At 67.1% G+C, this 21,019-nt stretch carries 25 protein-coding genes and 1 tRNA gene; 14 read left to right on the top strand and 12 right to left on the bottom strand.

The genetic code is table 11. The features are described from left to right. Positions 1-43: 43 nt before the first annotated feature. Positions 44-1,048, top strand: a complete 1,005-nt coding sequence (locus AB0B64_RS17410; protein WP_358178344.1) for a LacI family DNA-binding transcriptional regulator — start codon at positions 44-46, stop codon at positions 1,046-1,048. A gap of 197 nt (positions 1,049-1,245) precedes the next feature. On the opposite strand, the gene AB0B64_RS17405 is transcribed toward AB0B64_RS17410, so the two are convergent. Further along, positions 1,246-1,680 carry an aromatic amino acid lyase gene (locus AB0B64_RS17405; RefSeq protein ID WP_358178342.1) on the bottom strand — a complete coding sequence of 145 codons (435 nt, stop codon included), beginning with the start codon at positions 1,678-1,680 and terminating at the stop codon, positions 1,246-1,248. A gap of 5 nt (positions 1,681-1,685) precedes the next feature. Next, positions 1,686-2,063 (bottom strand): phage holin family protein, encoded by a 378-nt coding sequence (locus AB0B64_RS17400; protein WP_358178340.1) that lies wholly within the window; start codon positions 2,061-2,063, stop codon positions 1,686-1,688. Between the two features lie 154 nt (positions 2,064-2,217). Here AB0B64_RS17400 and AB0B64_RS17395 point away from each other — a divergent pair, with 154 nt between their 5' ends. After that, a complete protein-coding gene (locus tag AB0B64_RS17395; RefSeq protein ID WP_225291914.1) occupies positions 2,218-2,493 on the top strand; it encodes a hypothetical protein in 276 nt (91 codons plus the stop codon). Between the two features lie 149 nt (positions 2,494-2,642). Here the strand turns inward: AB0B64_RS17395 and AB0B64_RS17390 are convergent, their stop codons facing one another. Both AB0B64_RS17390 and AB0B64_RS17385 read right to left on the bottom strand, forming a co-directional pair. Then, positions 2,643-3,422 (bottom strand): FAD:protein FMN transferase, encoded by a 780-nt coding sequence (locus tag AB0B64_RS17390; RefSeq protein ID WP_357950589.1) that lies wholly within the window; start codon positions 3,420-3,422, stop codon positions 2,643-2,645. Between the two features lie 49 nt (positions 3,423-3,471). Beyond that, complete coding sequence (locus AB0B64_RS17385) at positions 3,472-4,185, bottom strand: hypothetical protein (RefSeq protein ID WP_358178338.1); 714 nt, start codon at positions 4,183-4,185, stop codon at positions 3,472-3,474. A 52-nt stretch (positions 4,186-4,237) separates the two neighbouring features. On the opposite strand from AB0B64_RS17385, the gene AB0B64_RS17380 reads away from it, so the two are divergent. The 3 genes from AB0B64_RS17380 to AB0B64_RS17370 all read left to right on the top strand — a co-directional run bounded on the left by AB0B64_RS17380 (position 4,238) and on the right by AB0B64_RS17370 (position 5,927). Beyond that, positions 4,238-4,630, top strand: a complete 393-nt coding sequence (locus tag AB0B64_RS17380; RefSeq protein WP_358178336.1) for an OsmC family protein — start codon at positions 4,238-4,240, stop codon at positions 4,628-4,630. Between the two features lie 250 nt (positions 4,631-4,880). Beyond that, entirely contained in the window at positions 4,881-5,804 is a 924-nt protein-coding gene (locus AB0B64_RS17375; protein WP_357950598.1) for a nucleoside hydrolase, read from the top strand. A gap of 46 nt (positions 5,805-5,850) precedes the next feature. Continuing rightward, positions 5,851-5,927 (top strand) — tRNA-Lys (locus AB0B64_RS17370). A gap of 131 nt (positions 5,928-6,058) precedes the next feature. Here the strand turns inward: AB0B64_RS17370 and AB0B64_RS17365 are convergent. The 3 genes from AB0B64_RS17365 to AB0B64_RS17355 are packed head-to-tail and all read right to left on the bottom strand — an operon-like array spanning position 6,059 to position 8,640. After that, the gene (locus tag AB0B64_RS17365) at positions 6,059-6,892 is read right to left on the bottom strand and encodes an ABC transporter permease (protein WP_357950600.1); all 834 of its coding nucleotides are present in this window, start codon (positions 6,890-6,892) and stop codon (positions 6,059-6,061) included. Continuing rightward, on the bottom strand, positions 6,889-7,854 hold the full coding sequence (locus tag AB0B64_RS17360; RefSeq protein ID WP_357950602.1) for an ATP-binding cassette domain-containing protein: 966 nt from the start codon (positions 7,852-7,854) through the stop codon (positions 6,889-6,891). Before AB0B64_RS17360 ends, AB0B64_RS17365 begins: the two co-directional genes overlap by 4 nt. A gap of 60 nt (positions 7,855-7,914) precedes the next feature. Next, positions 7,915-8,640 carry a helix-turn-helix domain-containing protein gene (locus AB0B64_RS17355; RefSeq protein ID WP_357950605.1) on the bottom strand — a complete coding sequence of 242 codons (726 nt, stop codon included), beginning with the start codon at positions 8,638-8,640 and terminating at the stop codon, positions 7,915-7,917. Between the two features lie 168 nt (positions 8,641-8,808). On the opposite strand from AB0B64_RS17355, the gene AB0B64_RS17350 reads away from it, so the two are divergent. Then, positions 8,809-9,030: a hypothetical protein gene (locus tag AB0B64_RS17350; protein WP_358178334.1), complete on the top strand. Its 222-nt coding sequence runs from the start codon at positions 8,809-8,811 to the stop codon at positions 9,028-9,030. A 79-nt stretch (positions 9,031-9,109) separates the two neighbouring features. After that, complete coding sequence (locus tag AB0B64_RS17345) at positions 9,110-9,355, top strand: hypothetical protein (protein WP_357950609.1); 246 nt, start codon at positions 9,110-9,112, stop codon at positions 9,353-9,355. Positions 9,356-9,448: 93 nt separating this feature from the next. Here AB0B64_RS17345 and AB0B64_RS17340 read toward each other — a convergent pair whose 3' ends face one another. After that, entirely contained in the window at positions 9,449-10,297 is an 849-nt protein-coding gene (locus tag AB0B64_RS17340; RefSeq protein ID WP_357950612.1) for a DeoR/GlpR family DNA-binding transcription regulator, read from the bottom strand. A gap of 298 nt (positions 10,298-10,595) precedes the next feature. On the opposite strand from AB0B64_RS17340, the gene AB0B64_RS17335 reads away from it, so the two are divergent. The 5 genes from AB0B64_RS17335 to AB0B64_RS17315 all read left to right on the top strand — a co-directional run bounded on the left by AB0B64_RS17335 (position 10,596) and on the right by AB0B64_RS17315 (position 15,891). After that, the gene (locus AB0B64_RS17335; protein ID WP_357950615.1) at positions 10,596-11,903 is read left to right on the top strand and encodes a sugar ABC transporter substrate-binding protein; all 1,308 of its coding nucleotides are present in this window, start codon (positions 10,596-10,598) and stop codon (positions 11,901-11,903) included. 220 nt (positions 11,904-12,123) lie between these two features. Further along, on the top strand, positions 12,124-12,927 hold the full coding sequence (locus AB0B64_RS17330) for a sugar ABC transporter permease (protein WP_357950617.1): 804 nt from the start codon (positions 12,124-12,126) through the stop codon (positions 12,925-12,927). Positions 12,928-12,933: 6 nt separating this feature from the next. Continuing rightward, a complete protein-coding gene (locus AB0B64_RS17325; protein WP_358178332.1) occupies positions 12,934-13,776 on the top strand; it encodes a carbohydrate ABC transporter permease in 843 nt (280 codons plus the stop codon). Positions 13,777-13,829: 53 nt separating this feature from the next. Then, positions 13,830-14,690 carry a ketose-bisphosphate aldolase gene (locus AB0B64_RS17320; protein ID WP_358178330.1) on the top strand — a complete coding sequence of 287 codons (861 nt, stop codon included), beginning with the start codon at positions 13,830-13,832 and terminating at the stop codon, positions 14,688-14,690. A 1-nt stretch (position 14,691) separates the two neighbouring features. Further along, the gene (locus AB0B64_RS17315; RefSeq protein ID WP_357950627.1) at positions 14,692-15,891 is read left to right on the top strand and encodes an ADP-dependent glucokinase/phosphofructokinase; all 1,200 of its coding nucleotides are present in this window, start codon (positions 14,692-14,694) and stop codon (positions 15,889-15,891) included. Between the two features lie 12 nt (positions 15,892-15,903). Here AB0B64_RS17315 and AB0B64_RS17310 read toward each other — a convergent pair whose 3' ends face one another. From AB0B64_RS17310 to AB0B64_RS17300, 3 genes are read right to left on the bottom strand one after another with little or no spacing between them, the layout of a single operon-like run. Then, positions 15,904-16,344 carry an NADAR family protein gene (locus AB0B64_RS17310; protein WP_357950767.1) on the bottom strand — a complete coding sequence of 147 codons (441 nt, stop codon included), beginning with the start codon at positions 16,342-16,344 and terminating at the stop codon, positions 15,904-15,906. Continuing rightward, a complete protein-coding gene (locus AB0B64_RS17305) occupies positions 16,275-17,171 on the bottom strand; it encodes an FAD-dependent monooxygenase (protein WP_357950630.1) in 897 nt (298 codons plus the stop codon). The genes AB0B64_RS17310 and AB0B64_RS17305 overlap by 70 nt, the downstream gene beginning before the upstream one ends. Beyond that, positions 17,168-17,755, bottom strand: a complete 588-nt coding sequence (locus AB0B64_RS17300; RefSeq protein ID WP_357950633.1) for a TetR/AcrR family transcriptional regulator — start codon at positions 17,753-17,755, stop codon at positions 17,168-17,170. Before AB0B64_RS17300 ends, AB0B64_RS17305 begins: the two co-directional genes overlap by 4 nt. Before the next feature lie 71 nt (positions 17,756-17,826). Between AB0B64_RS17300 and AB0B64_RS17295 the strand changes: the two genes are divergently transcribed. Continuing rightward, positions 17,827-18,504 carry an HD domain-containing protein gene (locus AB0B64_RS17295; RefSeq protein WP_358178328.1) on the top strand — a complete coding sequence of 226 codons (678 nt, stop codon included), beginning with the start codon at positions 17,827-17,829 and terminating at the stop codon, positions 18,502-18,504. A gap of 4 nt (positions 18,505-18,508) precedes the next feature. Here the strand turns inward: AB0B64_RS17295 and AB0B64_RS17290 are convergent, their stop codons facing one another. Then, complete coding sequence (locus AB0B64_RS17290) at positions 18,509-19,219, bottom strand: FCD domain-containing protein (RefSeq protein WP_357950638.1); 711 nt, start codon at positions 19,217-19,219, stop codon at positions 18,509-18,511. Positions 19,220-19,409: 190 nt separating this feature from the next. On the opposite strand from AB0B64_RS17290, the gene AB0B64_RS17285 reads away from it, so the two are divergent. Beyond that, positions 19,410-21,017, top strand: a complete 1,608-nt coding sequence (locus AB0B64_RS17285; RefSeq protein WP_358178326.1) for an ABC transporter substrate-binding protein — start codon at positions 19,410-19,412, stop codon at positions 21,015-21,017. Positions 21,018-21,019 lie beyond the last annotated feature (2 nt).

Here is a 21,019-nt window from a genome sequence, read left to right as displayed (position 1 = left end):
TGGCATGCGAGCTTCTGTCGGTGCCACGCAATAGGCTGGCTAGATGCCACGGAAGAGAGCGACGATCCGGGAAGTGGCCCAAGCGACCGGTCTGTCGCCGGCCGCTGTCTCTTACGCGCTGCGTGGCATGCAGGTCTCCGAGGAGACCATGGAGCGGGTCCGCGCCGCCGCCGCCGAGCTCGGCTACGAGGCCGACCCCATCGCCAGGGCCCTGGCCAGCGGGCGCACCAACATGATCGGGCTGCTCTGCGGCTCGCTCGAGGACCTCTGGCAGCAGTCGCTGGCCGTCGGCATCAGCAGGGGCCTGCGGGAGAAGGACCGCTACGCGCTGATCCTCGACGCGGTCGGCGACCCGGCCCGCGAGCGGGCGCTGGCCCAGCAGCTGCGCGACCAGCGGGTCGACGGCATGATCGTGCAGCCCGTCGATCCGGCGGCGCCGTTCTGGTCGGAGCTGTGCGAGTCGCTGCCGGTGGTGGCGATCGGTGACTCACTGGCGGGCACGGCCGGCGAAGTGGTCTTCGACAACCGCGGTGGCGTCACCCTCGCGCTGGAGCACCTCCACGCGATGGGCCACCGGCGGATCGCCCTCCTGACGCCGACCATGACCAGCACCCCCGACCGGCCGGCCGACGTGCTCGTCACCGCCGAAGCCGACCGCCTCGGCCTCGACATCGTGGTGGCCACCGCGCCCCACGGCCTGGCGGCGGCCACCGACGCGGCCCACCGCATCCTCGACGCGCATCGGCCCAGCGCGGTGTTCTGCTTCGCCGACTCGATCGCCTATGGCGTCTACGCGGCGGCGGCGGAGCTGGGGCTGTCGATCCCGGGCGACGTCTCGGTCATGGGTTACGACAACCACCCGATGTCGGGCCTGCTCACACCGGGGCTCACAACGGTCGACTGGGACATCGACGGCATCGTGCGGGCTGCGGTCCGCCTCATGTCGGCGGCGGCCGACGGTGGGACGCGGCGTCGGCGGGTGGTGCAGCAGCCGACGCTCCGCGAACGCGGCTCGGTGGGGCAGCTGCCGGTCGTGGGCGGTCCGTAGCGGCGGGACTGCCTGTCTTCGGCGGGCTACTGGCCGTGGGCGGGGCTGCGGCGGTGCGCGGACAGGGTCTTCCGCGGGCCGTAACGGCGGGATATTCGTACCGGTCAGCGGCCGTCTTCCTGGAGGCCCTCAGCCCCACTGGCCGGGGTGGAGTCGGGCCTCCTGTACGGCGGCGGCCAGCGGCTCGGCCGAGGCCGCTACGGCGACGAAGCTGAAGGCCGCCACGTCGACGGCGGCGTCGAGCAGGACACGCACCCGGTGCACCGCGATGGCGGCGTCGGCCAGCGTCGCGGCCCCGGAGCTGATGAACGGCAACCGCCGGGATCGACGCCCGAGCCGCCCGCCAGCAGCTGGTGGAGCCGTACCACCAGCATCGCCTTGGCCTGTTCTGGCGCCACGAGCGGCCCCGCCCCGCCCGCGTGGCTGCGCAGCAGGTCGAGCCCGCCCTCCTCGACGGCCACGTCCTTGTTGGCCCCGACCCCGGTGCTCTGCCCATAGACGGGGCCGGTCAGCTCCTGGGCGGCCCGCCACGCGGCCCGGGCCCGATCCAGTGAGGAGATCGTGACCCGGGCCGCGCCGTACGCCGCCGCATGGACCTGCGCGCAGGTCAGACCGGCACCGTCGAGCTCCACCGAGCTCAATCGTTGTCGGGGATGAACAGGCCGAGCAGCCAGCTGACGACGCTGATGATGATCGCGCCCCAGAAGGCGGCCGGATAGAAGTTGGCGACATGGAAGGGGATGTCGAGCTGGCCGGAGATCCAGCTCGTCAGCAGCAGCATGGCCGCGTTGATCACGAGGAGGAACAACCCCAGCGTCAGCACGATCAGTGCACAGCCCAGCGTTTTGATGATCGGCTTCACGATGGCGTTGATGAGGCCGAAGATCAGGGCGACGATGAGCAGGGTGCCCCAGTATTTGTGGGTGTTCGACCCGGCGATCTGAATGCCAGGGACGAACTGGATGGCGACCCAGAGGGCGACCGCGGCCGCCAGGGTTCTGATGATGAATCTCACGCTGGTTGATCCTCCCATTACCGATCGGTGCTCCGATAGAGGCACTCCGTGATGAGCGGATATGTGCCACCCAGCCACCCACTGTGATAGGCGTTGTCGATAGGCGTTACCGAGGGCCAACGCTGGGAAGAGGCAGTCGGGGGAAGGGAGCGAGATGGACTCGGATGGATTCGAATCGCTGTCGGCCAGTGAGCTGCACGATCGCGCGGTCAGCTACGCCGTACGTCACGGCGATCTGGGCTTTCTGTGGAATCTGTTGCGGGTGATCCCGGCGGCCGAGGCCGCCAGCGGTCACGACACGGAGACCGCCAACGACCTCAGCCGGGTGTCCGCGCTGCTCAGCGATGCCCTGGCGGCCGGCGAAGGCGAGCTCGGCGAGGCTCTGCGGCCGGTCTACATCGAATATCTGAGCAAGCATCCCGAGGCCTAGCGCTTCCACCCCACAGCTGTTCTGTTCCACACCGATCGAAAGCCGCGCGACCGGCAAAGCCGCGCGACCGGCAAAGCCGCGCGACCGGCAAAGCCGCGCGACCGGCAAAGCCGCGCGACCGGCGAAGCCGCGCCGCCCGAAAGGCCGCCTCAGCCCGCCAGGAGGGCTTCCGGGCTGCTGTAGGCGGCGAAGCCGGGCGTGGTGATGACCTCCTGGCCGTCCCGGCCGATGATCATCGTCTGGTACGGCCCGGCCGCCGCGAGCTCCATGGCGAAGCGCCTGCCCAGCACCGGCCCCATGGCGTACATCGCCGTCGCGTAGGCGTCGGCGGCGCCCAGGTCGGGGCCGAGCACGGTGACCGACCCGAGGGTGTCCTGCTTGATTCCGGTGCGCGGATCGACGACCTTCGCGCCGCCCGTGGTGGCGATGCCCAGGTCGTGGGTGAACACGACGGTGCGCACCCGATCGGTACGCGGATCGCGCACGCCGATCTGCCAGCGCTTGCCGGGGGCGGCCGAGCCGCGCACCCTGATGTCCCCACCGGCGTTGATGCGGTGATCGACGGCGCCGGCGTTGGTCAGCGCGCGGGAGAGCCGTTCGAGCGCCCAGCCCTTGATGTAGCCGGAGGCGTCTATGACGCCGTTGATGCGGGACTCGAACCACCCGCCGGTCGCCTCGCTGAGCTCGTCGCAGCGATGCAGCACCTCGATGAGCTCCGGGACCTGCCGGATGGTCCCGCCGCGGTTCAGCGCGCTGATCTGGCTGCTCTCCCTGTCGGGGTTGAACGTCTCGTCCACCCAGCGCAGCCAGGCGAAGGCGTCGTCGAGTACGGGGGCCAGCTCGCGCCGTGGCAGGGCGGTACGGATGTCCACGCTGACCGGTATGCCCATGACCATTTCGACACGGGCGCTTCCGGGGAAAGTCGTCACCTTGCCTCCTTGTTCGCAGCAACCGTCCCACGGCGCGCGTAATGCCTGGTTAAACCCTAGGCTTGCGTTTGAACCGAGTTGTCCTGACCTGCGCCTTTGGTACGGATAGCCGGGTCAGGGCGCCCCGGACGTACCTCTGGAAGGGCCGGGGTCCGGCGACGATCACGGTGCGTTCGGCGATGTCGGGCACTTGGCGCCGCAGCCCCGAGGCGCTGAGCCGCTCCTTGGCCCGGGGGTCGTGCTCCTCGCCCTCGACGAGCACCAGGCCGTGCTCGGCCTCCAGCTCGCGCAGCTCGTCGGTCACCCGGTCGGTCCGGTAGACGGTCACGGTGTCGCCCGTGCGGGTGGCGAGCAGGTCGCGCAGCCCGGCGGGTTCGAGGTCGGCGACGATGAGCAGGGAGCCCCGTGTGGTGGCCCGTACGCCGTGGTGCCAGACGGCCATCACGGCCGCGATGCCGTACAGGAGGAGCGAGCCGGTGCGGCTGGCGCTGGTCACATAGGCGGTGGAGCTGAGCTGGTGCGTCACCAGCAGCGTGCCCGCCACGTACCCGGCCAGGCGCAGGCGCCGCCTGACCTGCTCCGAACGGAGGAGTTCCGGCGCCCTGGCGGACAGCAGCCCGAGCGTCACCAGCAGTCCGGCGACGGCCCACGCGGAGGGGCGCCACGGGTAACCGAACCCCGGTTGGATCGCCCCGAACTCCGCGACCGCCACACCGCACCAGAACACGATGAGAGGCTGATTCGCCTTTGCCTCGCTAGCCATGGGATAGACGATGCTCGCCGAACATGAGAGTCGTCTGAGTAGTGTCTAAAACATGGCTAACGTACGTGTTGAGCGGACCGAAGACGGCGGATTCCGGGCGACGAACGCCCGTGGCGCGGAGGTACGGATCGGGACCGGCGACGAGGAGGGCGCGTTCACGCCCGTCGAGCTGCTGCTCGCGGCGGTGGGCGGGTGCAACATCGTGACCGTGGAGCCCCTGACCGCCAAGCGCGGGCAAAGGCTGATCCGTCTGGCGATGACCGTCGAATCGGAGAAGGTCGAGCCGAACCTGCTGGGTCCCGTCACGGTGACCTATGACGTCGAAGTCCCCTCCGAGCAGGCGGATGAGGTCTTCCGGGCGGTAGCGGATCGGGTGCACGCGAAGTACTGCACGGTCAGCCGCTCCCTCCAGGAGGGTACGGAGGTCCGTTTGGTAATCCCGTAACCGGATTAGGCGGACATTCGACCCCCCTATGACACGTTCGTTGCATTCGTCTCGGTAGTGTCGAGGCAGGTCAAGAGTCCTGCGACTGACTTGCAGACTTTTACCGAAGAGCGGACGCGGAGGGGGACCGTCGTTCGCAGTGCGGGACCGCCGACGTTTTTGGGGGAAAGCGTCGGCCTGGACCGCCCTCGGTCGGGGCCGGACAGTTGGGGGACTGTCCGGCCCCGATTCATGCGTATTGTTCGGTTCTGTGACAAAGGTCCTCATTGACTGCGATCCCGGCATCGACGACGCGCTGGCCCTGGCGCTGGTGGCGGGCACCCCGGCCCTCGAACTCGTGGGCATCACCACGGTAGGCGGCAACGTCGACCTCGCGCTGACCACGGCCAACGCGCTGGCACTCAGGGAATTTCTCGACCTCGGCGACGTTCCGGTCGTTCCGGGCAGCGCGGGCGCGCTGGTGTGCCCCACGGTCCGCGCCGCCGACATCCATGGCCTGTCCGGCCTCGGCGACGCCGTCCTCCCACCGGCGACGCGCCCCGTTTCCGACGGCCACGCCGTGGACTTCATCGTGCAGAGCCTGCGAGCCGCTCCGGGCGAGATCACGCTGGTCGCCATCGGCCCGCTGACCAACATCGCGCTGGCCGTACGCCGGGAGCCACGCGTCGTGGAGTGGGCCCGCGACTTCGTGATCATGGGCGGCTCCTTCACCCGCGGCAACACGACCCCCGCGGCGGAGTTCAACATGAAGGCCGACCCGGAGGCGGCCGCCATCGTCTTCGACGCCGGCTGGACGGTGAAGATGCTCGGCCTCGACGTGACCCTCACGGCCGCGGTGACCACCGATGTCCTGGACCGGATGCGTCCGCTCGGCCGGCTGTCCGACCTGCTGGTCCCGGCCGCCCAGTCCTACGGCGAGGTCACGGCCGACTCCGGACCGGCCATCCATGACGCGTGCGCCGTGGCGTACGTGCTCGACCCCACGCTTTTCACCTGCGTACCGGCGCGGGTGGATGTGGAGACGATCGGCCGGCACACCTCGGGAATGACGGTCACCGACTTCAAGCTCCGTGACGCGCGGCCCAACGCCCTGGTGGCCACATCGCTGGATGTGAAGCGGTTCTGGGAGACGGTGCTGGAGGCCTACGAGGGGCTGGGCGAGCGGCTCGGATGATGTGCTGGGTGGTGCGCGGTGGCTGCTACAGTTACTTCTGTTGCGGGCGCCGCTAGCTCAGTTGGTTAGAGCAGCTGACTCTTAATCAGCGGGTCCGGGGTTCGAGTCCCTGGCGGCGCACCAGCGAAGGTCTTCTGGCCAGGTAAAACCGCCTAGTTCGCTAGGCGGTTTTACTGTTTTCTGGGCCGGGATCGACGTCTTCAGGCGGTGACACTCCCCACTCATGACCCCGCCGTCGCTGGAAAAGGACGGCTCTACCGGGTGGTTCGCTGGAATCTCCATGTCGCCAGTGGGATGAAGACGACGAGGATGGCGATGGACCAGGCCAGCGTGGCGGTGAGGGGGTGCTGCAGCGGCCATGATCCCTCTGCGGGGGTGATGGTGGGGTTTCCGAAGAGTTGGCGGCTGGCGGCGACGAGGGCGCTGATGGGATTCCAGTCGGCGATGAAGCGTAGCCAGGCGGGCATGCCGTCGGTGGGGACGAAGCTGTTGGACAGCGCCGAGATCGGGAAAAGGATGGGGATGAGCGCGTTCGCGGTCTCGGGGCTGATGGAGAGGCCGACGGTGACGCCGATCCAGCTGACCGCGAAGCGGACGAGAAGGATGAGGCCGAATCCGGCCAGTGTGGCGGCCAGGCCGTTGTGGGCTCGCCAGCCGACCAGGAGTCCCACGCCGGCCATCATGGCGGTGGTGACGATGCCGGTGGCCAGATCGGCGAGGGTGCGGCCGAAGGGGATGGCCGATCGTGCCATGGGCATGGAGCGGAATCGGTCCATGACGCCTTCGGCGATGTCCTTGGAGATGAGCAGGGCGCTGGCGATGACTCCGGTGATGGCGGTCATGGCGAACAGCCCCGGCATGAGATATTCGCGGTAGCTGCCGCCGCCCGGCACGTTGATGGCGCTTCCGAAGACGTAGCCGAACAGAAGCACCATGATGACCGGGACGATCATCGCGCCGACCAGTTCGCCGGGGTGGTGGCGGAGTTGGCTGAACTCCCGGCCGGCCACCGCCCACCCGTCGCGGATGGCCCAGCCCAGCCGGGAGAGCGGGCCCGCGACCGCGGGCGCTGCGGATGTGGACGTCACGGTGTCTCCTGCTCTTCGGTGGTGGTGTGGCCGGTCAGACGGAGGAAGACGTCGTCGAGTGTCGGTCTGCGCAGGGTGATGTCCTCGACAGTGACGTCCGCCGCGTCCAGCGCGCGGACGGCGGTCAGCAGATCGTCCCTGGCACCTTCGGTCAGCGCGCTGACCCGGCGGGCACCCGGGGTGATGTGGGGTTCGGTGGTGAACGCCCGGGCGAGTGCCGCTGCGGCGGCCGGCAGGGTGGCCGGGTCTTCGACCACGACCTCGATGCGTGCGCCGCCGATGCCGGCTTTGAGGTCGGTAGGGGTGCCGTCGGCGATCAGCCGGCCGCGGTCGATGACCGCGATCCGGTCGGCGAGCTGGTCGGCCTCGTCGAGATATTGCGTCGTCAGGAGCACCGTGGTCCCGTCGCGGACCAGGCCGCGGACCAGGTCCCAGACCTGGTTGCGGCTGCGTGGGTCCAGCCCGGTGGTCGGCTCGTCGAGAAACAGCACGGCCGGCTCGATCATGAGGCTGGCCGCCACGTCCAGGCGGCGCCGCATGCCGCCGGAGTAGGTCCGCACCACCCGTCCGGCGGCCTCTAACAGGTCGAACCGAGCCAGCAGTTCCTCGGCACGCTGCCGGATCAGTTGTCCCGGCAGATGGTAGAGGCGGCCGAACAGGCGTAGGTTCTCTCGTCCCGTCAACTTCTCGTCCACAGCGGCGAACTGGCCGGTCAACCCGATCTGATAGCGCACCGCGGTGGCCTGGCGGACGACATCGTGTCCGGCCACCCGGGCGGTGCCGGCGTCCGGCCGCAGAAGGGTCGACAAGATCCGGATCATCGTCGTCTTGCCCGCGCCGTTGGGGCCGAGCAGGCCGTAGACGGTGCCGGTCGGAACGGACAGATCAACGTCCTGCAGGGCGGTCGTCGAGCCGAAGCGTTTCACGATGCCGCGCGCTTCGACAACGGGCTGCATTGTCATACCTGCTCCCAGAGAGTTGCGAGTGGCGCACCTTGGGGGGCTTCTCCGGCGGCGGAGCCACTACTCGGATGGCGTTTCCGATCCGCCGAGGCCGGTGTCCAGGATGTCCAGTGCGCGGCCGACCGTCTCGGTGAGGGCGGCAGTGATCTGCTCGGCCGGTTGGCCTTCGGCCCGTAGCCGCATCGCCTCTTCGACCATGGCGGTGACCGTGGTCAGGATGAAGGCGGCGAGTGCGCGCGCCGCGACGGGTCCCAGGCGCGCGGGCACCCGGTCGGACAGGATCGCCGCCAGGTCCTCCTGGTAACGGCTGCCGCGCCGCCGCAACGCGTCCTGTATCGAGGGGCTCTTCATGATGATCGCCCCCACGCGGGCGAGGCGCGGGTCGCCCCCGGCCCGCCCGCCGCCGCCTTGCGGGTCGCCCGCGGCCCGTCCGCCGCCTTGGGGACCTGCGGCCCGTCCGCCACCGCCTTGGGGGGCCTTCGGTGTCTCCGGCAGTTTCGCGAACATGCGCGGCAGTTCCTCCTTGAGGAACTCCGGTAGCGGGGTGCTCAGGGGAAGCTGGTCGATCAGGTCGATCACGTCGGCCTCCACCGGGCGGTGCCAGGCGAGGAGGAGGTCCTCCTTGGCCGGGAAGTGGTTGACGACGGTCTGTTTCGCGACGTCCGCGGCCTCGGCGATCTCGGCGATGGTCACCGCGTCGTAGCCGCGCTCGCTGAACAGGGTCAGGGCCGTGTCGGCGATCCGTTCCCTGGTCTGGATCCGCCGCCGTTCGTGTCGGGTCTTCACGGTCTCTTGGTGAGGCTGGTCTGTACTCATAGAAGTACCGTACCAAAGTTGGCCTCATATCAATATTGGGATCAGTCTTATTTTCCGGAGTCGATGGCGTTCCGATGGCGCCTGGTGAGGTTGCCCTCAGTACTCGCGGATCCTTCCGACCGACGATGAGGACAAAGCATGGGCAGCAAGGTTCAGATCGGCCTGGCGGTGAGCCGGGGCACGGGTGCCGAACTGGCGAGCGCGTTCGAGCAGGTCATCGGGAAGCTCGGGGACATCTACGCGGTGCGGCCCGTGATCAGCCGATCACCTCGGATCTACGGCTCGTACTTCTCGCTGCTTCCAGAGCTCGACCGCCGGGCGCATCAAAGAGGCGACGGCCGAGGACGCGCGCCACTATGAGGAGTTCTGCCGCGGTCAGGCGAGCCGGGGAGTCACGGCGATATTCCGGACCGCGATCAACGCCCAGTCGCTGTACATCGTGCGAGAGCGCCTGCACTCGGTCAAGGTCGACGCCCTCGACACGGATCTCGTGTCACTCCTCCTGGCCCGCGACCAGGCCCAGGGTTTCTACACCGGCTTCAACACGTACGACGACGGTGTCGTGACGCGCACGTTCCAGTTCAGCAGGCACACCACTGAGAAGGTCGTCTCGTTCGCGCTGGTCCTCGCCCGTGGCACGGGGGGTTTCCACTCCGCCCTGGTGCTGACCGCGTCCGACGACTGACCAGACCAGACCCCACTCAGACGGCGACTGACCAGGTCAGACCCCACTCAGACGACGGCCGACCAGGTCAAGGAACGGCCAGCGGTGCACGAACTACTGGGGATCCTGATGGGCTTCAGGGGCGCCTTCGACGGTCTCCGGCGTGATCAGCTCTACCTCGTTCTCCTTCAGCGCCGCCAAAAGATCAGGCGGCGGGGTGGAGTCCGTGACGAGGTAGTCGGCGCCCCCGAGTTCGGCCACCTGGGCGAAGAGTCGGCGACCGAACTTGGAGGAGTCAGCCAGTATCGCCACGCGCGCCGCCCGAGAGATCATCTCTCGCATCATCGCCGCCTCGGCGAGGTTGCTCGTGGTGTAGCCGGCGGCCGCCGAAACGGCGCCGACCCCGATCAACGCCAGATCGCAGCTGATGTCCAGCTCGCTTCCGCCGGACGCCCGGAAGCTGACGGGGCCGATGGTGGCCAGCGTGAGAGTGCGGACCGCGCCGCCGACGACGTACACGTCTCGGACCGCCGAGGACGGCAGCGCCGGGGGTACGAGCAGGCTGTTCGTCACCACTGTCAGGTCCCGGTGGTTACGCAGGTTCCGGGCCACGGCGAGAGTGGTCGTACCGCCATTGATCATGACGATGGACCCGTCTTCCACCAGCGACCCGGCGAGTACCGCGATCTTCTCCTTCTCGCGTTCCTCCATCTTGAGCCGCACGTCCACGGCCCGGTCGACCCGGGAGAGGGTCGACTGACTGACCGCTCCGCCATAGGTGCGGACCAGGACGCCGTCGGCGCTCAGCTGGTCCAGGTCCCGGCGGATCGTGTCGATGGAGACGCCGAAGCGCTCCGCGAGCGCGCTGACCGTGACCTGCCCGGTCTCTGCGACGTATGCCGCCAGTTGGGCTTTACGTCCGGCGGGTAGACGACGCTGCCGATCCTCTTCGTCAAGGGTCACTGACCCTCCCATCTCTGCGGTAGTTGCGTTGTGGATCAACGCAACAGAGGGGTGATACAGGTCCTAGAACTGCAGACTACCGCATAACACTGCTTCTTCCAGGCGAGATGCTGCTTACTCCGCGGGCTTGGGGGCTGCGATCCACCCGCAACTGTGCGTCTCTTCCCTTTTCTTTGCCGAACTGTGCGGTTTCTAGCGGAACTTTGCTGTTGCTAGGTCTTGTGAGGCGACGTCACGCGTTGTTAATGTGGCGGAAACCGGCAAAGAGCGGTAACACCTGTACAGCAAGGAGGTCGCGATGACCGGAGGCAGCACCCGGTTGCAGGGCCGGACACGGCGACTACTCGGGGTGGTGGCGGTGGCGGTGCTCAGCGCCACGGCCGTGGGGTGTGGTTCCAATTCGGGAACCAGCGCGGGATCAAGCGGCGGCGGCCCCGTCACGCTGGAGTTCGCGCAGTGGTGGGCGCCGGAGCTACCGGCGGGATCGTTCGACAAGCTCATGACGGAATTCACCGCCCAGAACCCGAACATCAAGGTCAAACTGCTGAGCGGTCCGTACGCGTCCACCAAGCAGCAGTTGGTGTCCGGAGCGGCGTCGAGGACGTTGCCTGATGTCGTGGGCCTCGACGGCGCATGGGTGAGCGACTTCGCCAAGCAGGGTGCCATCGCCGACCTGTCCGAGCTCATGGCGAGTGCGAAGTACGACTCGAGCCAGCTCGCCAGCCAGATCCAGGTCAAGGGCAAGACCTACATGATCCCCGTGGTGAACTTCGTCTACCCCCTGTTCGTCAACAACGATCTGCTCGAGAAGGCGGGGGTCAAGAAGCCGCCGAGCACACGCACGGAGTTCCTGGACGCGGCCAAGAAGATCAGCGCGCTCGGCGGCAACGTCAAGGGCTGGGCCCTGCCACTCGACACCGCCGTCCCCAACGGCATTCAGAATGACGTGATGTCATGGCTGTGGGCATCGGGCGGCAGCATGCTCACCAAGGACGGCAAGCCCGACCTGACCGGCCAGGGCGTCAAGAGTACCGTTGAGTACGTCAAGAGCCTGAACGACGCGGGTGTCATCGCTCCCGGATCGCTCACCATGAAAGAGCAGGACAAGGTGGAGAAGTTCTCCACCGGCCAGGTCGGCATGATGATCGATTCCTTGGCTCACATCACGCTGATCAAGAAGAACAATCCCAAGCTCAACTTCACGGTGGTGCCGATCCCGGCCCAGGACGGCTACACCGGCAAGCGCGGCATCCCGTACGCGTCCTGGGGCATCGGCGTCGCCGACTCCTCGGAACACAAGGCCGAGGCGTTCAAGCTGGTCCAGTTCTTGATGGACAAGAAGGCGAACGCGGAGCTGAGCACGTTGGCGAAGGGCTTCCCCGGCAACAAGACGGCCGAGCCGGACTTCAGCAAGAGTGACTCGCTGTTCAAGACGGCCTTCGACATCTACAAGGCGGGCTACCCCGCCAACGAGTTCGTGGGCTTGCCGAAGGCCGAAGACCTCATGCGCAGCTTCGACGAGCAACTGCAGCTCCTGCTCACCGGCAAGCAGAGCATCGACGACACCCTCAACAAGGCGCAACAGGCCTGGGCACCGGTGCTCTGACCTTCCGCACTTCGTGGGCCGCGCCGACCGTGCGGCGCGGCCCCGAACCAAGGAGACATCGATGGACACCGCGAAACTCGATCCCGCGGCCTCCCCGGGAGCCGCACCATCGGCATCGGAATCCCCTGTGGGCCGACGAAGAAGTACGCGGCCTTTCCCCGTACAGCGTGTTGTCCCGTACGGCTATCTCTCGCCGACGCTGATATTGATCTTTGTGTTGATGATCATCCCCATTGCGATGGTGGTCAGCTATTCGTTCAAGGACAACGTGATCGTCGAGCAGAATCCGGTCTTCGCCGGTCTCGCCAACTACACCACGGTGCTCACCGATCCCAACTTCCTGGCCGCGCTGAAGAACACGTTCATCTTCATCACTCTGAGCACGGTCGCGCACCTGGGCCTCGGGCTGGCCTTCGCGACGATGCTCAACACGCCGTTGCTGGGCGGAGTGACGAAAGCCATCTTCCGCATCGTCTACATCCTGCCCTGGCTGTTCACGGTCGCCGTGATCGCGGTCATCTGGCGGCTCATGCTGGACCCGTCCGGGGTGGTCAACTACATCCTGACCACGATCGGCGTACTGCGCGCGGAAGTGAGCTGGCTCTCCGACCCGAACATGGCGCTCTGGGCGTTGACCTTCATCAACATCTGGGCCGGCTTCCCCTTCTTCATGATCAGCATCCTGGCCGGATTGCAGGGAATCTCGCCCGTTCTGTACGAGGCGGCCTCCGTGGACGGCGCGACCACTTACCGCAAGTTCCGCAATGTGACGCTTCCCCAGTTGAAGCCGGTGCTCCTGAGCATGGCCGTGCTCGATCTCATCTGGACCTCTCAGCAGTTCGCCCTCATCTGGATGACCACCGGCGGCGGCCCGCTGAATGTCACCGAGATGCTCAGCACCTACACCTACAAGCAGGCCTTCAGCAGTTACGAGTTCGCCACCGCGTCCGCCGCCGCCGTCATAGTCCTGCTGCTCACGATGATTCTGGCCGTCTTCTACGTTCGCCTGCAAAAGGAGAGGTGATCACCCGTGCTCACCCGCAAAAGGCGGCGCCTCTACGCGAAGAGCGCCGTGCTCGCAGGCTTGATCGTCGGCGCGCTCTTCGCCGGCCTGCCGGTCGTGTGGATGCTGTCGACGTCGTTCAAGACCAATGGAGAAGTCTTCCAGGTTCCGCCACGGCTGATCACCGACAACTTCTCGTTCGACGCCTACGCGAAGATCCTGGGCGACGCGGCCGAGTTGCGGTTTTTCATCAACAGCTACATCGTCGCGCTGTCGGTGACGGTGCTGACATTGTTCGTGGCGATACTCGCGGCATATGGATTCAGCCGCTACAACTTCCCGTTGAAGCGATCCATCAACGTCGTGATCGTCAGTGTTCAGGCTGTGCCGCCGATCACGCTCGTCATTCCCTACTTTGGTCTCGTGGTGGGGCTCGGCCTGTATAATACTTATGCGGGGTTGATTTTCACGCACATGGTCTTCACCTTGCCCTATGCGATCATCATGATGACCGCTTATTTCAATACCCTGCCCCGGGAATTGGATGAATCCGTCAAGGTGGACGGGGCGTCGAGCTGGACGGCTCTCTGGCGGATCCTGGTGCCCATTTCGGTTCCCGGGCTGGTCGCCGTGGGCGTCTACACCTTCATGATCTCGTGGAACGAATACCTGTTCGCGCTGACCCTCACCCGTACCGACGACATGCGAACCGTCCCCATCGGCATTCAGTTGTTGATGGGCCAGCACTCCTACGAGTGGAACCAGATGATGGCCATGAGCATTCTGGGATCCATTCCGGTGCTCCTGTTGTTCCTCATCTTCCAGCGGCGATTCATCGGCGGCCTCACCTCGGGTGCCGTCAAGACCTGACGCATCATGCCCGTCCCGCGGCATAATCAACTATTCAGAGGAGAAATACAGTAATGCTGACGACCGGCAAGGTGCTCCTGGCCGCCGCGCACGAAAACAACTTCGCGGTGCCCGCCTTCAACATCAGCGACTACGCCATGTTCAACGGCATCGTGGACATCAGCGAAGAGAAGAACGCGCCGCTCATCGTCGGGATCCATCCTGACGAGGTGCGGCACCTCGGAGTGGACGTGATCGCCGCGATCACCCAGCGGGCCCATCGCTCGTCCGTGCCGATCGCGATTCACTGGGACCACGGCGCGACCTATGAGGAGATGCTGACCGCGATCAGGATCGGCTTCACCTCGGTGATGATCGACGCCTCGATGAAGTCCTTCGAGGACAACGTCGCGCTCTCCAAGAAGGTCACCGAGACCGCGCACGCGGTCGGCCTGTCGGTCGAGGCGGAGCTGGGGACGATCGGCAAGGCCGACAACGAGGCCGAAGACGGCAGCGACGCGATCATCTACACCGACCCGGCGGACGCCGTGACCTTCGTACGGGAGACCGGGGTGGACAGCCTCGCCGTGGCCATCGGCACCTATCACGGCATCTACCCGAAGACCCTGAAGCCGGAGCTCAAGCTCGACCTGCTGAAGGAGATCAAGGACCGGGTCAGGATCCCCCTGGTGCTGCACGGCGGCTCGGGCAACCCCGACGAGGAGATCGCGGAATCGGTCAAGCTCGGCATCAACAAGATCAATATCTCCAGTGACATCAAGCTCGCTTACCACATGAAGATGCGCGAAGTCCTGGCCGATGAGAGCCTGCGTGAGCCGAACTCCATCCAGCCGCCGTGCATCGAGGCGATGAAGGTCGTGGCCGCGCAGAAGATCGACCTCTTCGAAGCGACCGGCAAGGCGTCTCTCTACTGACATGGCCAGCCATGTGGTCCTGGGTTTGGGGGGATGCGTCGACTACGAGCTCAAGCTGTCCTCGGCGGTCTTGGAGCAGCTGGTCGACGAGTATGAGATCCACAATGCCGAGCTGACGTCATCGGTCACCGTGACCGATGAGCGCGAGCTGGTCATCTCGATTCTCACCTACCTCAAAAAGGGCGGAGGAGGCGAGCACTTCGTCGCCTCCTCCGAATGCCTGAGCGCGTTCGCGGGGCGGTTCCCCAAACGAACGACTCTGGGCGGCACCTCCGTCCGGGCGGCGCTGGAGATGAGCCGGCTCGGCGTACCCTCCACCCTGCACCTGGTCAGTCTCAACGACATCGTCCGCCGCCTGCTGCCGGCAAGCTGCGACTACATCTGCAGCGGCGACCGGGACACCCTCTATCCGCACCTGATCGTGCAGTACGACCAGGACCTGCGGGTTCGAGCAGGCGACATCGACATCCGGGCGCCGTTCCCGAACAGGTTGATCTACGTCAACGACCCGGCGAACGAGTCCATGCTGCTGAGTGATGAGCTGGGCTCGTTGCTCCGCGACGCACGGGTCTTTCTGATCTCGGGATTCAACGCGATCAGGGACCAGCAGAAACTCGACCGGCGTCTCACCACGCTGAGAAAGCACATGCGACAGCTGCCGGCCGAGGCGGTCGTCTACTACGAGGACGCCGGATTCCACGAGCCGGGCCACAGCCAATTGGTCCGCGACGCGCTTCTGGAAGTCATCGACGTCTACGGACTGAACGAAGACGAGCTGCAGCTGCACCTGGGCTACGCCGTCGACCTGCTCTCTGTGACGGAGGTGGCCCGCGCCCTCGAATCGCTGCGCGCTCTCATCCCCGCGCCGACCCTGGTCGTGCACACCAAGTACTGGTCGGCGGCATTCGGCGAGAGAGCCGGCGAGTACGCGGAGCCGCTGAACGAGGGCATCGTGATCGCCAGCACCCGCTACTCCCACGGCGATGGTTACACAGAGCACCAGTACGAACTCATGCGCAACCGGCCAAGGCGACCGGAGTCAGTGGAGTTCGCCGCGGCGCTGGAAGACCGAATGGGCGAGGTCGTTCGCTGCCTGCCCGGCTTCGACCTTGACGTCGCCGCACCCACGACCATCGGGCTCGGCGACGCGTTCGTCGGCGGTTTCCTGGCCGCGGTCGCCCAGGGCCGGTCAAGCACATGAGCTGACCCGCGCCTACGAAGCCGCGGCGAGCGTGTCCCGTACGGACATCAGGCCGAAGCCGAGAAGGTTCAGGCCCTGCCAAGTCACCGGGGAGGCAGCGCGCTCGTCGTTGGCGGTCAGGCCGATGCCCCAGATCCGGTCGTGGGGGCTGGCCTCGACCAGGACCCGGTTCCGGGTGCCGAGCAGGAAGTCGGCCAGTTCGGGGTGCTGGGCGAACTTGGCGAGGTTGCCGCGGACCACGATGTCGAAGCGGTGGGCGTTCCAGACGTCCTCCTCGAAATCGCGCACGCCCCGGCCGAGTTTCTTGGCTTCGCCGGGATGACCTGCGGCGAGGATCTCGGCGGCGGTCTGGTGGTCGTCGAACAGCCACGCCTTGTGAGCCATCATGTAGTGCTCGGCGGAGGCGAAGGTGTGGCCGTCCTCGCTGAACGTGACCGGCCACCACTGGGACAGGCAGCCGGGGCCGACGCCGCCGCGAGCCGGGCGATGGCCCCAGAAGAAGAGATAGCGCAGAACCTGGCCCGCCTGCTCGGCGGCGATCGCCTCGGCCACGGTCTGGGGAAGCGCGATGCGGGGGAGTTCGTCGGACACGCCCACACCGTCCCACAGTCGCGCTCGGATCCGCCAACGGCCGAGGCGTGCCGCGTGCGGACGCGTTCCTTGGAGCGGCTGAAAAGCCCGGGGAAGATCGTGATCTGTTGACGGGGCTTTACCGCATCGGCCCGGACCTCCGGGTCCGTGAAGATCCACGCGGCCGTGTGGAAGCCGAGGTGGCGCAGGAAGTCGCGCTCCTCGCCGAACACCAGGCCGCGGACCGTCGAGTGGATGCCGTCGGCGCCCACCAGGAGGTCGGCCTCCAGCGTGTCGCCGCCGACGGTCACCCGGACGCCGTCCGGGTGGTTCTCGACGCCGGTGAGCGCGGCGCCGTAGCGGAGGTCGACGCGGTCGGAGAGATATTCGCGCAGGGACCGTTCGAGGTCGGGGCGCATGATGCTGATCAGGCGGCCGTCCACCACCTTGGCGAACTGGTCGAAGCCGAGCCCGGAGCGGCGGCGGCCCTCCTCGTCGCGGTAGGTCATCTTCGTCACCACGTAGCCCACCTCGTGCAGGCGAGGAAGTACGCCCATGGCCTCCGCGGCGTCGAATCCCGGACCGAAGAAGTCGATCATGTAGCCCTGGGTGCGGGGGCCGGGGGACCGCTCCAGCACCACCACGTCCCAGCCGATGGCGTCGAGGCGCTGGGTCAGGGCCAGCCCGCCGATGCCGGCACCGCAGATCACGGCTTTCGTGAGAGCTCCCTTCTGTCGAGGAGCCGTCTGAGTACGGGGGCGACGGCCGGGGCGGTCAGGTCGGGAGTGAAGGCCCGGTGCAGCATGAGGCCGTCGATGGCGGCGGCGACCACCGCCGCCGTCTGGTCCGGCGCCGCCACGCCCTGGGCGGCCAGCCGCGAGGCCAGCCGGTCGCGGAAGGCGTTGATCACCTCGGCCAGCGATCGGCGCAGCGTCTCGTCGCGGGTGGCCGCCAAGTACGTCTCGGTGAACAGCAGCGACATGGGGTCGCGGCCGTCGTGCTCGTCCAGCGTGGCGAGCATGAGGTCCAGCGCCTCCTCCGCCGTGCCGGCCTGCTCCAGCAGCGGGCCCACCCCCTCGACCAGGCCCCGCATGGTGCCGATGGCGGCCTCCGTGAGCAGCGCGTGCACCGAGGAGAAGTGGTAGTGCACCAGTCCGGGCGTGACCCCGGCGCGCTCGGCGAGCATCCGCGTGCTCACCGCCGACCAGCCGCGCTCGGCGATCAGCTCCGCGGCCACGCGCAGCAGCCGCCCGCGCACCTCGCGCCCCTGGTCCGCCGACTTGGGTCCCGGCATGGACTCCTCCGTTTGGACGTACGCCCTGGGCGATCGTCCAAGGCGATTGACCAGAGGATAGCATCCGAGGCATGACTGAGATCTTCACGAGCTGGAAATCCTGGCAGGACGCCGAGCGACCGCTGGCCGCGGCGCTGCCGGGGGAGACGGTCGTGATGCTGGAGGAGGCCGTGGCCTTCGCCGAACTGCGGCACGGGGATCAGTTGCGGCCGACCGGCGTGCCCTACCTGGAGCATCTGCTGGAGGCATTGGAGGTCGCGGTGCGCGGGGCGGCGGTGCGCGACCCGGACGTGCTGGTGGCGATCGTGCTGCACGACGTGGTCGAGGACACCCCGTGCACCCGCGCGGAGATCGCCGAGCGGTTCGGAGAGCACGTCGCCGAGCTGGTCGCCTGGGTGACCAAGCCCGACGTGGCCGCCTCACAGGACGAGCCGGGCGTGGCCGCCCCACAGGACGAGCCGGGCGTGGCCGCCGGGCAGGACAAAGCAGCGGCGAGGGCGGCGGCGAAGGCGGCGGTGAAAGCGGCCTACCTGCGGGGGCTGGCGGCAGCGCCGCCGCAGGCCGTGCTGGTCAAGCTGGCCGACCGGGTGAGCAACGTGCAGGAGCTGCACCGGGTGCCGGTGGACTTCCAGCGGCGATACCACCGGGAGACGGTGGAGCACATCGTGCCGCTGGCGGCGACGTCACCGTGGTTCGCCCGCTGGTTCGCCGACTGGCGGGACGACTGGCGGGCCTTCGAATCGGAGTAACCCCTCAGCGGGTGTGGAGGCGGGCCAGCCGGTTGCGGACGCCGTCGAAGTGGGCGAAGACCGCCGCCACCGCCGCGGTCTTGTCACCGGCCTGCACGGCCGTGTAGATGTCGCGGTGCCGCTTGGCCACGTCGGCCGGGGGCTCGTCGGGCGTGCCGAGCTGGTCGCGCAGCTGGTGGTAGACGTCCCAGAACGCCCCGAGCAGCTGGCTGACCAGCGGGTTGCCGAGCGGGCGGTAGAGCAGGTCGTGGAAGAGCCGGTCCGTCTCCGGTGACACGTCGCCGACCAGCGCCTCGCTCTCCATGCGGGCCATCACGTCGGCCACCGGTGTCAGGTCGGCCTCGGGGCCCAGGTCGATGAGCCGCTGGACCAGGCCGGCCTCCAGGATCTCGCGGATCTCGGTGAGGTGGGTGAGGTGGCTCTTGCCGTCCTGGAGGGTGATGCGGCTGTGGAAGGCCAGCTCGTCGACCAGCCCGGCCAGCGACATCCGGCCCACGAACATGCCGAAGCCGTGGCGGATGTCGACGATCCCGACGGCCTGGAGCGCCTTGAGCGCCTCCCGGACGGAGTTGCGGCTGACCTGGAGCTCTTCCATGAGCTCGGTTTCGGTGGGCAGGGGATCACCCGCCACGAGCCCGCGCCGGAGGATGAGCTCTTTGACGCCCTCCTGGGCCTCGACGGCACGGCTGGGCCGCGGGCGCGGGACAGTGGTCATGAAAAATCCCTTCGTCGTAAGCGCTTAGGTAACATTCCGGAAATCTCCTGTTGACCTCAACCGGGTCCGGCCCATAGCGTCCACCCTACGCACAACATAGGACATGGGATGTCCCACGTTCTACATTAGGACCGTAACGAAGCGGCCTAATGCGGATCGCAGGATCTGCACCAACCCCCAGGAGGCATCCGTGAGCTCTGAGTTCAGCCGCCGTGATTTCCTGCGCTACAGCGGGGCCACGGGTGCGGCGGCGTTCATCGCCACCACCCTCTCCGCCTGCTCGGGTGGCCCGGCCTCGACCGGTTCGGTCGGCGCCGGATCCAACAAGGACCTGATCACCGCCGTCATCGGCTATGGCAACGACCAGAGCTGGGATCCGACGCAGACGGCCTCGGCCTTCGCGATGGCCGGCATCCAGCACGTCTACGAGGGCCTGCTCGACACCGACCCGATCACCCGCGAGCCGTACCCGGCTCTGGCGACCGCGCTGCCGACGGACCTGAACGCCACCTCGTGGAAGTTCACCCTCCGCGACGGCGCGAAGTGGCACGACGGCCAGCCGGTGACCGCCGACGACGTGGTCTTCACCTTCCAGCGCATCCTCGACCCGGAAGCCAACGTGCTGACCGGCAACTTCTTCAAGTCCTGGCTCCAGGAAGTGAAGAAGATCGACGACAAGAACGTCGAGCTGGTCTTCAAGTTCGCCTTCCCCGACGCGGCGCCCAGGCTGACCATCGCCAAGATCATGCCCAAGCACGTCTTCAGCCAGCCGGGCGCCTGGGACCAGGCCAAGACCGGCAAGGCCGTCGGCTCGGGGCCGTACAAGCAGACCGCGCACAACCCCAAGAGCAACACCACCTTCGAGGTGTTCGCCGACTACAACGGGCCGCGCCCGGCGACCGTCAAGAAGATGAACTGGCTGACGATCGTGGACGCGGCGGCCCGCGTCGCGAAGATCTCCGGCGGCTCGGCCGAGGCGCAGATCGCCGACAACATCCCGTACGCCAACGTCGAGCAGCTCAAGCAGCAGGGGCTGAGCGTCGAGGGCGGCGCGGGGATGAACCACATGTTCCTGATGTTCAACACCGGGACCAAGCCGTTCGACGACGTCCGCGTACGCCAGGCGCTGCACTACGCCATCGACAAGAAGAAGCTGATCGACGTGGCCCTCAAGGGGCACGGCACCGCCTCCAGTTCCTTCCTCAACGAGGGCCACCCCGACCACAAGCGGGCCTCGGTCGTCTACGACTACGACCAGGAGAAGGCCAAGGCGCTGCTCAAAGAGGCGGGCGTGACCAACCTGACGGTCAACCTGATGGCCGTCAACGTGAGCTGGATCGCCGACTGCCTGCCGACCATCGCCGCCTCCTGGGAGGCGATCGGCGTCAAGACGACGCTGGAGCCGCAGGACACCGCAGCGCTGTTCGCCAAGATGGACCAGTTCCAGGACTACCAGGTGGTCGCGGCGGCCTCGAACCCCAATCAGTTCGGCATGGACGCCGACCTGATCATGCGCTACAACTACGTGGCCGGCGGCCTGTGGATGAAGTACAGCCACTGGGGCGACAGCAAGGACGCCAAGGCCCTGTTCACCCAGATGGACGAGGCCACCAAAGAGCCCGACAAGGCGGCCAAGACCGCGAAGGTCCAGAAATATCTGGATCTCATCGCGGAGCAGGCGGTTCTCTACCCCGTCGTCCACACCGAGCTGATGACCGCCTGGGACCCCAAGAAGCTGACCGGGATCCGTGCGCAGGCATACCCGGGCATCAACGTCCTCCAGGCCAAGCGCACCTGAGC

Source organism: Nonomuraea sp. NPDC049129 (assembly GCF_040648495.1).
Taxonomy (GTDB): domain Bacteria; phylum Actinomycetota; class Actinomycetes; order Streptosporangiales; family Streptosporangiaceae; genus Nonomuraea.
Note: the sequence above shows the minus strand (reverse complement) of the source record. Positions and strands in the feature narration are given on the sequence as shown.

Coding starts and splice junctions, on each gene's coding strand:
- AB0B64_RS17295 (WP_358178328.1), top strand. CDS start 17,827: ATGACTGAGATCTTCACGAGCTGGAAATCCTGGCAGGACGCCGAGCGA.
- AB0B64_RS17300 (WP_357950633.1), bottom strand. CDS start 17,755: ATGCCGGGACCCAAGTCGGCGGACCAGGGGCGCGAGGTGCGCGGGCGG.
- AB0B64_RS17290 (WP_357950638.1), bottom strand. CDS start 19,219: ATGACCACTGTCCCGCGCCCGCGGCCCAGCCGTGCCGTCGAGGCCCAG.
- AB0B64_RS17335 (WP_357950615.1), top strand. CDS start 10,596: ATGACCGGAGGCAGCACCCGGTTGCAGGGCCGGACACGGCGACTACTC.
- AB0B64_RS17320 (WP_358178330.1), top strand. CDS start 13,830: ATGCTGACGACCGGCAAGGTGCTCCTGGCCGCCGCGCACGAAAACAAC.
- AB0B64_RS17385 (WP_358178338.1), bottom strand. CDS start 4,185: ATGGCTAGCGAGGCAAAGGCGAATCAGCCTCTCATCGTGTTCTGGTGC.
- AB0B64_RS17315 (WP_357950627.1), top strand. CDS start 14,692: ATGGCCAGCCATGTGGTCCTGGGTTTGGGGGGATGCGTCGACTACGAG.
- AB0B64_RS17410 (WP_358178344.1), top strand. CDS start 44: ATGCCACGGAAGAGAGCGACGATCCGGGAAGTGGCCCAAGCGACCGGT.
- AB0B64_RS17330 (WP_357950617.1), top strand. CDS start 12,124: ATGATCATCCCCATTGCGATGGTGGTCAGCTATTCGTTCAAGGACAAC.
- AB0B64_RS17350 (WP_358178334.1), top strand. CDS start 8,809: ATGGGCAGCAAGGTTCAGATCGGCCTGGCGGTGAGCCGGGGCACGGGT.
- AB0B64_RS17360 (WP_357950602.1), bottom strand. CDS start 7,854: ATGACAATGCAGCCCGTTGTCGAAGCGCGCGGCATCGTGAAACGCTTC.
- AB0B64_RS17380 (WP_358178336.1), top strand. CDS start 4,238: ATGGCTAACGTACGTGTTGAGCGGACCGAAGACGGCGGATTCCGGGCG.
- AB0B64_RS17395 (WP_225291914.1), top strand. CDS start 2,218: ATGGACTCGGATGGATTCGAATCGCTGTCGGCCAGTGAGCTGCACGAT.